We start from the raw sequence: 14,091 nt of genomic DNA, 5'->3' as shown, positions 1-14,091 counted from the left end.
AATACAATGAAATCTATACCAAATTTATTTATTTTAGGGACTCAACGTTCCGGCACCACTTTGCTGACAAGAATTTTATCAGCACACCCCGCGTTATTTATTCAAAATGAAATTAGTGTCGATAATGTATTTGCGAACCATGATAAATCATCTATTTGCCATGCGATTGACCTAGAAATACAAAAGCGTCATCAGCACAATATTATCGATTTAATGAAGCAAGAAAATAAAACCCACTGGGGAGTGAAAGACCCTCAACTAACAGAGCACCTAGATAAACTTCAACTATTCATTGATGATGCCAAATTTATTATTATTCTACGAGACCCCCGTGCCGTAGTCCGTTCATATATAGAAAATAAGTGGGGGCTGGGGACTAATGCGTATACTGGTGCATTGCGATGGCGCAGCGAGGTAGCATTACAGCGTAAATTTGCTGTCGAGCACCCTGATAAAGTATTGATTATTCGTTATGAAGATCTTGTTTCGGATCTCGAAACAATAATGAAAAAAGTATGTGGATTTATTGGCTGTAGTTACGATGACTCTATTACGGAATATTACAAACAATCTGCAAAATATAAAGCCAATAAATCTAATATAAACACTAATAAAAAACCTGACAAATCATATTCAGATAAATGGAAAAAAGGTTTAAATACACAACAAATAGGTATCATTGATTACGTTACAGAACAAGAGATGCTTGCTTGTGATTACCAATTATACGGAACTACCATTAAACCCAATAAACTTTGCGTATTATGGTACAAAATTCATCAAAAAGTATTAGGTGAATTTCAAATACAATACCAACTTAAACGAGTTTGGCTAAAAAACAAATGGCAAAGATTGAAGAACTAATATGATTAGCATTTTAATTTTTTATAGTGTCCTTATTGGTGGGGTTATATATAGTTACCGTAATGCCGCTATTGTCGCATTTTGTGTCTATCAAGCTGTGTACTTTTTTAACCCTGCAACGAGGTGGTGGGGACAACAAGTGCCAGATCTAAGCTACTCGTTTTTCATTGTCTTAGTTATCTTTTCACTTTTCTTGATTAACTATAAAAAATATAAAGAAAATAAGATCCTCAAAGCGCCACCGTTGCGCTGGGCAATTATACTAGTGGCTTTATATTGGGTTACTTATTTTTATGCTGTATTTCCAGAATACCATGCTGAGTTTGCAACTTTTTATCTGAAATCTATCATCATAATGGCAATTGTTTATAAAATGGTGTGCTCGCATGAAGACATTAATAAAATGTTATATGGTTTTATTTTTGGTGCTTGGTATGTCAGTTTTTACGTTTTCCAAGTTGGCAGGAACTCTGGCAACCGTGTAGAAGGGGTCGGACTAGTTGATTCACCTGATGCTAATGGCTTGGCTGCAGCAATAGCCCCTACATTAGTTTTAACACTGCACTACATGTGGGTTAAAAAGTCGCTTTTTCAAAAAGCATTATTTGCCATTGCGGGTATATTTATTGCTAATGCTATTATTTTAATAAATAGTCGCGGTGCGTTTTTAGGTGTGCTTGTAGGCGTTAGTTTTTACCTCTTTTTTATGTTGTCATCTTCATTTAAGAAAGCACACCAAAAGAAAATTGCTATGTTAATTGTCGTACTTGGTTTAAGTGGTGGTATTTACCTAGCTGATGATGATTTTATCTCTCGAATTAAAGGTATTAGTGAGCAAATTGAAGCTAAAGACGAACGGGAGACTGGTGCAACAAGGACATTATACTGGGTTGCGGCGTGGGAAATGGCGAAAGATTACCCATTAGGAGAAGGGTATAGAACTTTCAACTACTACGCTCCACTATATATGCCAGACACAAACAGTATTACTAAAAAAAGTAGAAGTGTTCATTCAACTTGGTTTGAAGTGTTAACAGAGGTTGGCTATTTAGGCTTGGCATTATTTCTATTAATGCTTTTTAGTGCATGGCGATGTCTTAGTCAATGCAGGACACAATTAAAAAGACAAAATAAAATTGATGAATATTATAAAGTGGTCGCTATACAAGGAGGATTTCTGACTTTCATCATAACCATGACTTTTCTAAATAGAATGCGTGCTGAAATTTTATATTGGTTAATAATGTTTGCTGCCGCGGTATATAATATATATGTCGTCAGGTCTGCTTCTAGAGAAGATAACCAGTCAACCAATAGGCCGAAAGATGTCACCTAAAATAAGTATTAGCTTTTATATCGTTATATTTTCACTAGCAATATTATTGCTATCAGTAAATATTGTTGGTATTTTTATGAGTATCGAACCAACTAATATTCAAGAAGAAAATTTACGTTTTCACGATGACGTAAATTATACCTATCAAGAAGCTATTCCATTATTGGTGTGGGAGAGTGAAGACAATTTAATAAGTTATAGCGAGAGGGTAACGCACGTTATATCTAAACGCCTTGCTCATATCCATTGGCTACAATACGACGCCACTAAATTTAATCAGTTAATTCCTATATGGGAAAATTACTTTTTATATTTAATGGGTAAGTTTTCAACAATACCTGAATATAAGCGTTATCATTTTGCAGATTATGATAGAAGCCTTTACCGTGGTATTGGTATTTGCGGTGATGCTTCAATGATAATGTCGCAACTACTTAGTAAAAATAATATTCAGAATCAAATTGTAACATTCCCTGGTCACGTCATTGTTGAAACAATCGGCACTAAATCTAATTATACTTATGACCCAGATTTTGGCGTAGTATTACCGTATTCAATTAAAGAAATAAACCAATCGCCCAATATAATAAGACCTTTCTATGAAGATAAAGGCTATAGTGAAAAAGAAATCAAAAACTTAGTTGAAAAATACGGTTTACAGTACAAAAATTGGCAAAGCGTAAAACACTTTATTACCAAAAAGTACTATTTTGAAAAAGTGACTTACTGGTTAAAATGGCCACTGCCGATTATCTTATTACTCTATAGCTTATTTAAATTAAGAAGACACTTTAAGCTTCCAGTGCGATAAATTCTTTCCGGTTAATTGTTCGATCAATTCTATATCTTTTAGAAAACATTGTTGAACATCATCATCAATCTTAAATGAGTTATTATTAACTGGTTTACGTTCACCTAGTTTTTTTACCCTTTCTGAATAACGTGACTTTTTGGCCAACTCAATAAGCCAACTCAGACCTATTTTCCGAATAAACGCCTGAGTTTTAGGGAATACGACTTTATTCATTTTTTTATGTAGCAGTGAGGGGGTAAACTGGCTGCTAATACCTAAAAATTTAGTCACCTTATGCAATAGTTTACGTGGGTTATTGGCTAGTTCATCATACAGTAACACCAAAACTTGATCGTGTTCAAAGTGTTCATATAGGCGCTGTAAATGAAGTCCTTGCAGGCTTAAATCAATAATAACAGGATGTTTCTCTATGGCTTGCGCAAAAGTAAAATTTTTGAAGTTATCTTGCTTAAATAAATCAAATTGGCTTATCGCCCTCGATTTTGGTTCTCTTAAAATAAAAATAATTTTGGCATCTGGCACATTTTGTTTCATTCTTGCCAAGGCTTCAGGGTATTGGTAATAATTTGGCGTGATCTCGCCATTTAAAACCTTATCTTCACCTTTAAAATGTTCAAAATACCAATGCAAACCTTTTTCGTAGTGTAAATCAAAAAAATGAATCTCTTTTTCTTCCGGCAGAAAGATTTCGGGATGCTCATTTAAACATAAATGTAGCCAAGTAGTACCTGCACGCTGTGCACCGATAACAATAAAATTAGGACAATTCATAATTATTCTATATATAAGGGTAAATTTTTTCTCTCACTAGGTCTATTCTCATCAACTACGATCTTATATGCAACTAAATACCGTTTTTTTCTCGTGCCTACTGACAACCATAGTAATTGGCGAGCATCATCCCAAGTCACTGAGCTTAAAAAAGTAGGAACGCGAGCTGATTCAACCCATGGTATATGCATTTGAGGCCACTCAAATTCACTAAAAGTAACGTCATGTACTTTACGAACTCCCTGCTTAACCTCAACTAGCTGCTGAGGGGCAATCACTAAACCTAGCCTGCCATAAGTTCCTTCTGCATAATTTTGATTTAATGTTTCTTGTCGATGATTACCTCGATTACCTTTTCCCTGAGCTCCATAAAACTCCATCGGATTGGCTACAAGAAAAAATCGTCCTGAGCCGCTATCCCCTTGTGCTCGGTAATCCATCAATCCACGCGCTTGATTTTTTGTTACTAAGATACCTTTTACTTGTGGGTGATTAATTTGCGTGATGCCACCAACATCACCTGCAATCCAATAACCATGCTCTTTATTTGGAAACTTCCAAATTGGAAGTCGTGCTTTGCTGTAAGTCTTTGGATCTTTATTTGGAAAGAAATAATACGAATCACGTGTTGCCGGAAATTCTCGAGGATAATGGAGTAGGAATTCAACACTTGAAGACTTTTTATCCCATGCTCCTATAGCTGGCCCCAAAGGTGACCCTAAGGTGTCGTATCCACCTCGACCTAATAGAAAACCATTACCGTCAGCAAGCTTGCTTTTAAGTTCGTCATCATGCAATCGAATAAATCCGCCACCTAAAGCCTGTAAAATCTGAAAAGGTTTGTAACTTTCGTCATTTGCTGAATCAATATCAAAGCGGGTTTCTTTGCCAGTTGTTAGATTGTAATTAATTAACCAATTTTTTTCATAACCACTACGATAATGTTTTCTACCTGACGCCAACACATTAAATTCGTCAAGCCATAACACGCCTGTTGGGGATATCTTTTTACTTTGTTCCATAACAGGAACAGTACGAATAACCTCTAGTGCAGGCCAATCAGCTGGATCTTTTGAATAGAAACCTACGGGCTCTTGATAAAACACCAAATGTTTTTTTTCATGCCCCGAAACCCACCGGTTACTATTTGGCAATAAATCAAAATAAAAAGCTTTAGTATGCTTATTACCAATCGCAACTCGTGGGATTTCAAAGCCACCAACTAGTTCCAAATATTTACCTTTGAGTAAAACTTTATCTTTTCTGTGATTGAGTGCCTTTGAATTTTCTGAACTATTTTCCCCTTTTGATTCAATTACAGTCGATTTCTCTTGCTTTTTCTTTATCTCATTTTGATCCCCGACACCAACGAAAAAGTAGATACTAGATATAATACATAATGAAAATAAAACTAATTTATAAGACACCAAATGACACTCTCTTTTGATTTGTTAGCCTTCACCAAACGTAGGTTAGGTTTATCCGAAGAAGCTTCAATTTAACAAAATTAGTTGCTGAATTACACAATTGAGAAAAAGCAGGCACTTAAAGGCAGCTAGATATCATTACTAAAATGAATTTAGAGATACCATAAACTAAATATTTACTTTCAAAATGTTGTAACACATGACACGTTTTAACTAAAGAAATAATAAACGTGTTTAAGATAAATATGGAAAATGTATAGTAAAGCAAAACGACAAAACGGTTTTTTCAAATAGCGGAGTGGACTGCCCAGAGAATTCCTGACACTCAATAGCCTTATTTTGAGGCTGCCTCAAACACCTCAGGGCTCACACCGCCGAGGTGAGTATGACGCCTTATTCGATTGTAGAACATTTCGATATAATCAAACACGTCGGCACGGGCCATTTCACGTGTTTTGTAGATTCTTTTTTTAACTCTTTCCTTCTTTAAACTGCTGAAAAAAGATTCGGCAACGGCATTATCCCAGCAGTTGCCACGACGACTCATGCTGGGTGTTAAATTGTGCCGTTGACAGAACTTTTGCCAGTCTCCACTGCTGTACTGTGAGCCTTGATCTGAGTGTATGATCACAGACGAATGTGGTCTACGACGCCAAACAGCCATTAACAGCGCGTCTAATACGATATCTTTAGCCAGGGTTGATTTCATCGACCATCCGACCACTTTTCGTGAATACAGGTCGAGTACAATCGCCAAATAAAGCCAGCCTTGCCAGGTACGGATATAGGTAATATCCGTGACCCAGGCTTTATCAGGCGCGGCAACTGTAAACTCTCTATTTAAGTGGTTTGGCATGGCAATGGAGGGTCGACCATAGCGGTAGCTTTTGTGCCGTTTATAACCTCTAACAGCGGCAATGCCATTGGCTTTCATAATCCGATGAACTCGGTTTTGGCTGCAACATTCACCTAACTCTCTTAAATCGAGAGTTATACGGCGATAACCATAAATTCCGTAACTTGCATCGTAAGAAGAACGAATGAGCAGTAGCAGCCTTTTATCTTCCTTCGTTCTCTGAGACTCGGGTTCATAGAGCCACGCGTAATAGCCCGCTCGAGCAATCTTCAATACACGACACATCGTCATTATCTTGAATTCATTGCTGTGCTCGAGAATGAACAGATACTTTACTCGGGCTGGCTTGCAAAGTACCTTGCGGCCTTTTTTAAAATATCTCGTTCTTCTTCAGTCTGCTTGAGTTGCCCTTTAAGTCGAAGGATTTCCTTCTTTGCTTCGATAAGTTCTAATTCTTCTTTATGACTTACCGGAGGTTGTACCGCTTTAATCCATTTATAAATACTATGCTGAGAAACCCCTAATCGTTTTGAAACATCGGTTACTGAGCAACCTCGTTCAATGATCAGTTTGACTGCTTCTTCTTTAAATTCTGGGGTATATCTTTGTCCGCTCATAACTATCTCTCCTATGCAAAAAGAATAGGCTAAATTTGTCTAGGAGACTCTGGGCAGTCCATATGAACCCAAAAAATGTCTAGGTTATTCTGGTCGATTCAAGGTAATCTTAACTTCATTTTTATGAACTCATAAACTAACTTATGTTCTACTGAAATATGTTTCAAGCAGGCCAATAACAAAAAAAATAAACCTCCCAATAAAGTGAAATAGCTTGCTCCTTTGAGCAGCAAGTCCGCAACAGCATTATCCAATAATGGTAATTCCTGTAAAATTAAAGCGACCATCAAACTAACTAATAATGGCCAACTAATGAATGCGATAACTTTTAACAACTCTGTGACTTGGTTTTTTAGCAAATACATAAGAGCAAAAAAAGTTAAGAAAATACCTGTAACAACACGTAAAACAGCAACTTCAACAATTTGCTGACGTTGAGATAATAGCACTAGCAGACAAAATATTGTTAAAGCTAGCGATATAAAATCAAACCAAAAGAGCAATTTTACTTTACCTTGCCCAACCAGTGCTTGCTCTACTAATAACCAATAAACCCAATAAAGAAATAAAAAGGCAAACACTTGTAAAATTCCTTGTGCTATTAGCCATTGTTTTCCTAATAAAACGGTGATAATTAAGTCAGCATTAAATAGTATAAAAACAGCAATTGGACCACTAAGTAATGAAATTACCAAAGTTACATTGCAAAAATGTTGAAAAAATTTTTTGGTTTTTGTTTTTAACTGGCTGAAAGAAGCTAATAATGGTTCGATTGCTGGAGCTAATAAATAATGCCCCGGCATCATAGAGATATCACGAGCAATATGATAATTACCAAGTATCGTCGAGGAAAAGTGTTTAGAAACTATTATTGTATCTACTTGTGATCTCATATAGCCCAATACACTTTTTGCCAGCAACCACTTAGAAAATAACCATTGATTTTTCACTTCGGTAAACCTGAATTTAGGTCGTTTTCCTATCACCATGTATGCCATACCAACATAAATAGCGGTTGCAACAATATCTGCAATAATAAATGCCCAAAAATTCTTGAGATATAGAGCGGAGGGGATTACCACCATAAACGAAGTAATTTTTTGCAATAGCGAGAGTTTAAACAATAAAGCGTAATTTAATTGTCGTTTTAATAATATTAATTGAGGTGGTTTACACGCCTGTATAATTAATACGCTTGACGCTACAATTATTGCTAGGGATATTTCAGGTTGCTCCATAAACATCGCAATGGGATGAGCGAAAATGACGACCAATATAAAGATAATGCTTTTAATAAGCACATCTAGGCTCCAAGCTGTGTTTAAATCATTGAATGTAACACGAGTCTTTTGTATTAAATACTGCTCACTTCCTGCGTTAGATAAGACATCAAAAAAATATAATGTGATTGATACAAGAGCAATTAGCGCAAAATCTTCAGGTGTAAGGATTCGCGCTAAAATTAAAGTACTAATTAACCCTAGGAGTTTATTAAGAAATTGCGCTCCTGATGACAAAAGCGCACTATTAATTAGTTTAGCGCTCATTAGTTATTTGAGAATATCTGTTTCGCCTTTTCCACATGAGCCACCCAATCGAGTTCATTTTCAACATGTGAGCGGCCAACTAAGCCCATTTTTTTTAACTGCTCAGGGTATTCAAGGTATTGATTGATTTTATTAGCTATAACTGCGTTATTCGTGCAGTCAAGTATGTATCCGCTTTCATTGACTACCATTGTCTCTTTTGTGCCACCAGAATCACCAGCAATAACAGGCTTTCCGCAAGCTTGTGCTTCAACTAGTACCATGCCAAAACCTTCGATGTCATTACCTATTGTTCGGTTAGGAAGAATAAATAAATCACATTGCTGATAGCATTGAATCATTTGCTGATCAGTAATCTCGTCTAGTAACTGAACATTATCTTTTAGGTTCAACTCGTCTACTAATTGAGTCAACTGCTCTTTACATTCTCCTCTACCAATAACCGCATATAAAGCATCGGGATGTGATTTTAAAATATCAGGCATAGCTTTGAGCATCATATCTTGACCTTTGCGTTGCTGCAGTCGACCTACTGTGATGATCACTTTTTTATTAGTCCACGCCATTTCTTGCTTAAACTTATCGTCAGTTTCCGCAGGAACAAACCTCGAAGCATCTACCCCTGGGTGTAATACTTTAACTTTTTCATCTGTGGCATATCCAAGCCTTTTGACAATATCGGCAGAGTTCAGGCTGTTACATATAATGGTTTCTGCATGTTTACAGACCTGTTTTACCATTAAGTTGTGTTCGCCACTTGTTGCTGCTGTTTCTACATCTTCACCATGAACATAAGTTATGAATTTTACATTGGTAAATAAGCTTAATAACCAAGCTGTAACCCCTTCGTGAATGACACGCCCTGTGTGAATTTTAGTGATGTTATGTTCTTTAATTATCTTTCTAAGCTTTTTTATCGTGTTGAAATAAAATTTTAACCCTTGAAAGCTTTTAATGCCCCATTCTGCAGATTTTAATGGGATTCTGATAATGGAAACATCATGGGTGCTATCAAATTCAGCAGCGCCTTCAATGTTATCAGCTACAATCAAATATTCTTCTTTTGGTAATCTTGAATAAAGCTCCCAAAACCAACGCCCACTGCCTCCTGATATAGGGGGGAAGTTTTCTGTTAGTACTAATGTTTTTTCTTTTATAATAGAAGACATTGCGAATTACACTGCAAATAAAAGGGATATAAGAAATCCTATAATGCCTGAATTTGTTAACAAATTAAAAACAAATTTATTAACGCTTACTTTTTTTCTAGGAAATAGTTATCTTAGTGGGTGTTTATCAGTAACCCTTAAAATTTTAATGTTAAATTTTCTAGTATTAGCGCAACGCATCCCCTTTCCAGCGAACAAAGGCGAAAAAATTCGCACGTTCAACCAAGTCAAACATTTAAGTGAATTAGGGTGCGCTGTTACAGTCTTTTCTCCAATGAATGAAACAACAGATACAGCTCATAGTGTCGGTTTACAATGTGAATTAGACAATGTCTCATGTTCTTTATTTTCTTTAAAACACAAAGTTAATAGGCTAATCAAGGGAATGCTTACAGGTGAATCTCTGAGTGTCACAAATTTTTATTCTGCGCACCTTCAACAAGCTTTTGATGAGCAATTGCGCCAAGAAGGAATGGATGTCGTGATATGTACTAGCTCAGCAATGGCTAAATATATTTTTTGCTCTAAAGTATTTAGTAAATTAGGTTATAAGCCTAAACTAGTGATGGATTTCATGGACGTAGACTCAGACAAATGGCTGCAATATGTTCAATCTTCATCGTTGCCAATGAGCTATATTTATAGTCGTGAACATAAATTAATTGCAGACTATGAGCGAAGAATTACCGAAGTTTTTGATGAGTGTTACTTAATTTCTGAAAAAGAAGTGGAATTGTTTAATGATCAGGTCTGTAACGCTCCTAATGTTAAAGTGTTAGGGAATGGGCTTGATACCCAAAGTTTTTATCCTCCTGAGAAGTCGCATCAAAACGAAGATCCTGTATTCATCTTTACCGGAGTGATGGACTATAAACCTAATGTTGATGCCGTTGTTTGGTTTGTCGATAATTGTTGGTTAAGTGTTTTGAATGAATACCCTAATGCTCAGTTTATTATTGCTGGTATGAAGCCTTCATCAGAAGTCGAGGCATTAACAAAGTATAAAGGAATAGATGTAACAGGCTTTGTTGATGATATTTTGCCGTATTATCATCAAGCTGATTATTTTGTTGCACCTTTTAGGTTAGCTCGAGGTGTTCAAAATAAGGTGTTGCAAGCTTTTGCTTGTAAATTACCTGTTCTCTCAACTCCGATGGGTGCCGAAGGTATAAATTGTCATGATAATGAATCAATTTTAATAGCGAATACACCAGACGAATTTATCGTTGCAATTAATCAGTTAGAAAATGATGCAGAGCTTAAAAGCTCAATCAAAGAGAATGCATACAAACTGATTGTTGAAGAGTACTCTTGGCAGGCACAACTTGAACCGTTGAAACAGTTTACTCAAGAGTAATGTCTATATTCATATATGCTCTTGATGTATAGATGAAGTATCTAATTTATGAAACTGAGGCTGGCTCTTTTGCAAAGAGTTTGCCGTAAGTTACATTAACTTGCTCATAAAAGATCGATGAGTATCGTCTTTATTATTGGTTTAAAATTAACAGATAAAATGAAACAAAAATGAAATTACTATTAAAGCAACTAATCTCCATTATTTGTTTGGTCGCCATATTTCCATTCATTATTTTATTTTATTGCTTTAAAGGGGTAGCAAATGCAGATAGCTTGATTGCATCTTTTTCCCAGTTTTTGTCGTTGGTGCCTGGTAAATTAGGTAGTTATTTAAGAGCAAATTTTTATCGGGTTACATTGAATCACTGCTCACCCTTTGCGTTTATCGGATTTGGTACAATTTTCTCTCACCAGGATACTAAGATAGAAGAAGGTGTCTATATAGGTCCTCAAGGTAATATTGGGAAGTGTCAAATTGAGAAAGATTGCCTACTTGGTAGTGGTGTGCATATTTTAAGTGGCAAATCTCAGCACAACATCAGTGATCTCGACATACCTATTAGAGAACAAGGTGGCGTTTTCCAACGAATTGTCATTGGTGAAAATTCATGGATTGGCAATGGAGCTATAGTGATGGCGAATGTTGGCAAGCAATGCATAGTAGCCGCTGGTGCTGTGGTAGTTAATGACGTTCCAGATTACGCAATTGTAGCCGGTAACCCGGCAAAAATAATAAAGATGAGAAATGATTAATTGTTTTAAATTTATTTTATTCTTTTGGCTAGTTACGCCGCTTATTGCCGTAGCTAAGCCGATAGATATCAAAGTGCTATATTTAAAAAAGTTGCAATCAGTAGTAATCAATAATGATGCATCAAGTCCTGAATCTCCAGTCATAGCCGTAAATAACTCTGAAGCGTTTAAAAGTGCGCTTTCTATAGCAAATAAGAACGGGAATACCAAAATTAAGCTTAAGCCGGGCTTGTATACTTTAGATAAACCACTCGTAATTAATGCCCCTAATATTCATATCTACGGTGAATCAAGTCAACCATTTAGCACTGTTATTAGCGGGCAAGGAATGAAACAAACAGCGGGTGTTGATAATTTGATCAACGTTAATGCGAGTGGCTTTTCTTTACATGGGGTTACATTAAAAAATGTGGGTAACCATTTAGTTCAAATTCGTGGGGAATTCGGCGCGTCAAATATCACTATTAAAAACGTTGTCTTTCAAGATAGCTATGAACAGCTGCTTAAGTCTTCTTCTAATAGCAAGAATTTGTCTGTTACTTCAGACAACGTAGTGATCGAAAATTGCTTGTTTTGGTATTCAAAAGGCATTGGCCCTAATTGGTATATTGGTGGAATAGACGCTCACGTTGCCCATAATTGGCGAATCAATAATAATGTTTTTGCAAATATCGCTAGCCCAGGAAAACACATTGCCGAGCATGCAATTCATTTGTGGAATAACTCTCAGAACAACACTGTTGAAGACAACGTTATTCTCAATTCTGATCGTGGTATTGGCTTTGGTATGCGTAAAGGACCGTGGAGTGGAAAATTAAATGCGCAGGGAGGCAAGATTAAAGGAAATGTTATTTATCATGATAAAGTAAAAGAACACCCGTATGCCGATGTTGGGATCATAGTTGAAGATACTATAGATACTCAGATAGTAGGGAATGTAATTCTACTCAATCATCATTATCCTAATGCTATTGAACTTAGGTTTAAGCCTACAACAGGCATTTGGGTTGAAGGTAATATTTCGAATAAAAGGTTTACCCTAAGAGGCGGTTCTCAAGGCGTTTTTAATGGTAATGTAACGAACGAAAAGCTAACAAAAGATCTTATCAAGAGTTACCTTGATTAGTATTTTTTACTTCTGTAATCGAGCCAAAAATAACATTGAGCCTCGGCAACTCTATTTCGCTATTTTCATTAGCCAAAATTATTAATTTTCCGTTAGGGTTTCGCCCAATCATTTTTAAATATGTTTGATATAACTTCGTCTTTGTTTCACTTGCATAGAAGCGGCCATTAACCTCAAATACTACATATAAAAATAACTTTCTATCGTCACTATTCACCAATGCTAATTGTTTAGCTTCACCGAAAGCATGCGATAATGTTGCTGCTTTTGTTGGCGTCCAAGAATCGTCATTAAAGTATCTATGTTGCGATGAAATTAATTCTGATTCTGCTTCATTAAATTGAGCGATGAACAATTGTGTATGTTGCTCCACAGTGCCCACATTAAAATATTGCGCTAGTGAAGCATTATTAATAGGGGGAAGCCACTTTAGCTTGCTAACCTCTTGAATGTTGATATTGGTTAGTTTTACAGGCGATAGGTCATACTGTGTTGTGCTTGTCCCTTTAGATATCCAAATCGCAGTTGTCACTGAAAAGCAAACAAATAGCACAGAAGCTATTGATACTAATTTTATGCTTACATTATTATTTGTCGTTAAAGCCGATGAACTAGTTAATTTGCGGTCTTTATCTCTAAATATCTCTCCAAGGAAAATCAAAATAAATAAGATTACACCAAAGAATACGCCACCATAAATCAAATGGTCGGCACCAACAGCATGCTCCATATTGGTCAAGTGGCCCGTGAGAATAATGCCATAAACACGCAAGGCATTAGCTAATAGTGGAACAATGATGGAAAGTGAAATGAATATAGCGCGCTTTTTAATGCTACTAAATGATACGTAGCTATAAATATAGCCAAATGCAAAAGTTGAGATTAAAAAGCTAATACCAGAGCAAGCTTCAGCTACTAGAAAGCGTCCTTCGGGGATTTCAAGGTATAGCCCACTCCTGTATATCGGAACATTGGTCCATTCCAATAATGGAACTGCGATATCAGTGGTTAATTCTTGCAAAAATGGCACAAGCTGATCGCCAATCGGAATACAAAAAAGAATCAAGCCTAACGGGTAAATTATTTTTTTGGTTGCTGGCCATCCAATTGCACCATAAATAATAACAATCAAGGAGCTAAACGCGGCGCCATGCATTAATATTTTTATATCACCAAAACTAGCAAAAGTATAAATGGCTAGCAGTAATATATACGGCGCTACCCAAAGCATACTCTCTTGTTGATATTTTTGAATTATGTCTGCACGTTTTAAATAAATGAAATAGGCAACAATCGGTAAAATGAGCAAACAATGATTATAAATTTCAGAGGTTATCCAAACATCTACTGCTGTTTCAATGCCTTTATAGAAGGTAAGCAACCAGATAGCTAAGTAGATAAATAACTTCACTTCGATTGTTTTATTTACAGGTAGCTTAGCCAAGTCAATCG

Annotated in this window: 12 protein-coding genes; 6 read left to right on the top strand and 6 right to left on the bottom strand. The window is 36.1% G+C overall.

Annotation, left to right across the window (positions count from 1 at the left end):
* The first annotated feature begins 6 nt into the window (after positions 1-6).
* From QQK02_RS07940 to QQK02_RS07930, 3 genes are read left to right on the top strand one after another with little or no spacing between them, the layout of a single operon-like run.
* Positions 7-864: a sulfotransferase family protein gene (locus QQK02_RS07940; protein WP_284207560.1), complete on the top strand. Its 858-nt coding sequence runs from the start codon at positions 7-9 to the stop codon at positions 862-864.
* A gap of 1 nt (position 865) precedes the next feature.
* Positions 866-2,200 (top strand): O-antigen ligase family protein, encoded by a 1,335-nt coding sequence (locus QQK02_RS07935; protein WP_284207457.1) that lies wholly within the window; start codon positions 866-868, stop codon positions 2,198-2,200.
* On the top strand, positions 2,190-3,011 hold the full coding sequence (locus QQK02_RS07930; RefSeq protein ID WP_284207456.1) for a hypothetical protein: 822 nt from the start codon (positions 2,190-2,192) through the stop codon (positions 3,009-3,011). Before QQK02_RS07935 ends, QQK02_RS07930 begins: the two co-directional genes overlap by 11 nt.
* On the opposite strand, the gene QQK02_RS07925 is transcribed toward QQK02_RS07930, so the two are convergent.
* From QQK02_RS07925 to QQK02_RS07905, 5 genes are all read right to left on the bottom strand, one after another.
* Entirely contained in the window at positions 2,979-3,785 is an 807-nt protein-coding gene (locus QQK02_RS07925; RefSeq protein WP_284207455.1) for a sulfotransferase family protein, read from the bottom strand. The genes QQK02_RS07930 and QQK02_RS07925 overlap by 33 nt on opposite strands.
* A gap of 2 nt (positions 3,786-3,787) precedes the next feature.
* Positions 3,788-5,212 (bottom strand): hypothetical protein, encoded by a 1,425-nt coding sequence (locus QQK02_RS07920; protein ID WP_284207453.1) that lies wholly within the window; start codon positions 5,210-5,212, stop codon positions 3,788-3,790.
* A gap of 334 nt (positions 5,213-5,546) precedes the next feature.
* Positions 5,547-6,685 (bottom strand): IS3 family transposase gene (locus tag QQK02_RS07915; RefSeq protein ID WP_284207452.1). Its coding sequence is split into 2 segments (ribosomal slippage): positions 5,547-6,427 and positions 6,427-6,685, totalling 1,140 coding nucleotides; the frame shifts between segments, so codons are not numbered across the junction.
* 98 nt (positions 6,686-6,783) lie between these two features.
* Positions 6,784-8,232: an oligosaccharide flippase family protein gene (locus QQK02_RS07910; protein WP_284207451.1), complete on the bottom strand. Its 1,449-nt coding sequence runs from the start codon at positions 8,230-8,232 to the stop codon at positions 6,784-6,786.
* On the bottom strand, positions 8,232-9,401 hold the full coding sequence (locus tag QQK02_RS07905; protein ID WP_284207448.1) for a glycosyltransferase family 4 protein: 1,170 nt from the start codon (positions 9,399-9,401) through the stop codon (positions 8,232-8,234). The genes QQK02_RS07910 and QQK02_RS07905 overlap by 1 nt, the downstream gene beginning before the upstream one ends.
* A gap of 148 nt (positions 9,402-9,549) precedes the next feature.
* Here QQK02_RS07905 and QQK02_RS07900 point away from each other — a divergent pair, with 148 nt between their 5' ends.
* The 3 genes from QQK02_RS07900 to QQK02_RS07890 all read left to right on the top strand — a co-directional run bounded on the left by QQK02_RS07900 (position 9,550) and on the right by QQK02_RS07890 (position 12,639).
* Positions 9,550-10,758: a TIGR03087 family PEP-CTERM/XrtA system glycosyltransferase gene (locus tag QQK02_RS07900; RefSeq protein ID WP_284207446.1), complete on the top strand. Its 1,209-nt coding sequence runs from the start codon at positions 9,550-9,552 to the stop codon at positions 10,756-10,758.
* A gap of 170 nt (positions 10,759-10,928) precedes the next feature.
* Positions 10,929-11,513: an acyltransferase gene (locus QQK02_RS07895; RefSeq protein WP_284207445.1), complete on the top strand. Its 585-nt coding sequence runs from the start codon at positions 10,929-10,931 to the stop codon at positions 11,511-11,513.
* Positions 11,506-12,639, top strand: coding sequence for a right-handed parallel beta-helix repeat-containing protein (locus tag QQK02_RS07890; protein WP_284207444.1), 1,134 nt, complete (start codon positions 11,506-11,508; stop codon positions 12,637-12,639). The genes QQK02_RS07895 and QQK02_RS07890 overlap by 8 nt, the downstream gene beginning before the upstream one ends.
* Here the strand turns inward: QQK02_RS07890 and xrtA are convergent.
* The gene (xrtA, locus tag QQK02_RS07885) at positions 12,620-14,083 is read right to left on the bottom strand and encodes an exosortase A (protein WP_284207442.1); all 1,464 of its coding nucleotides are present in this window, start codon (positions 14,081-14,083) and stop codon (positions 12,620-12,622) included. The genes QQK02_RS07890 and xrtA overlap by 20 nt on opposite strands.
* Positions 14,084-14,091: the final 8 nt, after the last annotated feature.

Origin of the sequence: Thalassotalea eurytherma (assembly GCF_030161415.1) — a bacterium.
Lineage (GTDB): Bacteria > Pseudomonadota > Gammaproteobacteria > Enterobacterales > Alteromonadaceae > Thalassotalea_G > Thalassotalea_G eurytherma.
The sequence above is the reverse complement of the archived record's forward strand: the minus strand, read 5'-3'. Positions and strand labels throughout refer to the sequence as shown.

What these genes read in the sequence shown, in the direction of transcription:
- QQK02_RS07940 (WP_284207560.1), top strand. Translation starts at nt 7, where the DNA reads ATGAAATCTATACCAAATTTATTTATTTTAGGGACTCAACGTTCCGGC.
- QQK02_RS07935 (WP_284207457.1), top strand. Translation starts at nt 866, where the DNA reads ATGATTAGCATTTTAATTTTTTATAGTGTCCTTATTGGTGGGGTTATA.
- QQK02_RS07930 (WP_284207456.1), top strand. Translation starts at nt 2,190, where the DNA reads ATGTCACCTAAAATAAGTATTAGCTTTTATATCGTTATATTTTCACTA.
- QQK02_RS07925 (WP_284207455.1), bottom strand. Translation starts at nt 3,785, where the DNA reads ATGAATTGTCCTAATTTTATTGTTATCGGTGCACAGCGTGCAGGTACT.
- QQK02_RS07910 (WP_284207451.1), bottom strand. Translation starts at nt 8,232, where the DNA reads ATGAGCGCTAAACTAATTAATAGTGCGCTTTTGTCATCAGGAGCGCAA.
- QQK02_RS07905 (WP_284207448.1), bottom strand. Translation starts at nt 9,401, where the DNA reads ATGTCTTCTATTATAAAAGAAAAAACATTAGTACTAACAGAAAACTTC.
- QQK02_RS07900 (WP_284207446.1), top strand. Translation starts at nt 9,550, where the DNA reads ATGTTAAATTTTCTAGTATTAGCGCAACGCATCCCCTTTCCAGCGAAC.
- QQK02_RS07895 (WP_284207445.1), top strand. Translation starts at nt 10,929, where the DNA reads ATGAAATTACTATTAAAGCAACTAATCTCCATTATTTGTTTGGTCGCC.
- QQK02_RS07890 (WP_284207444.1), top strand. Translation starts at nt 11,506, where the DNA reads ATGATTAATTGTTTTAAATTTATTTTATTCTTTTGGCTAGTTACGCCG.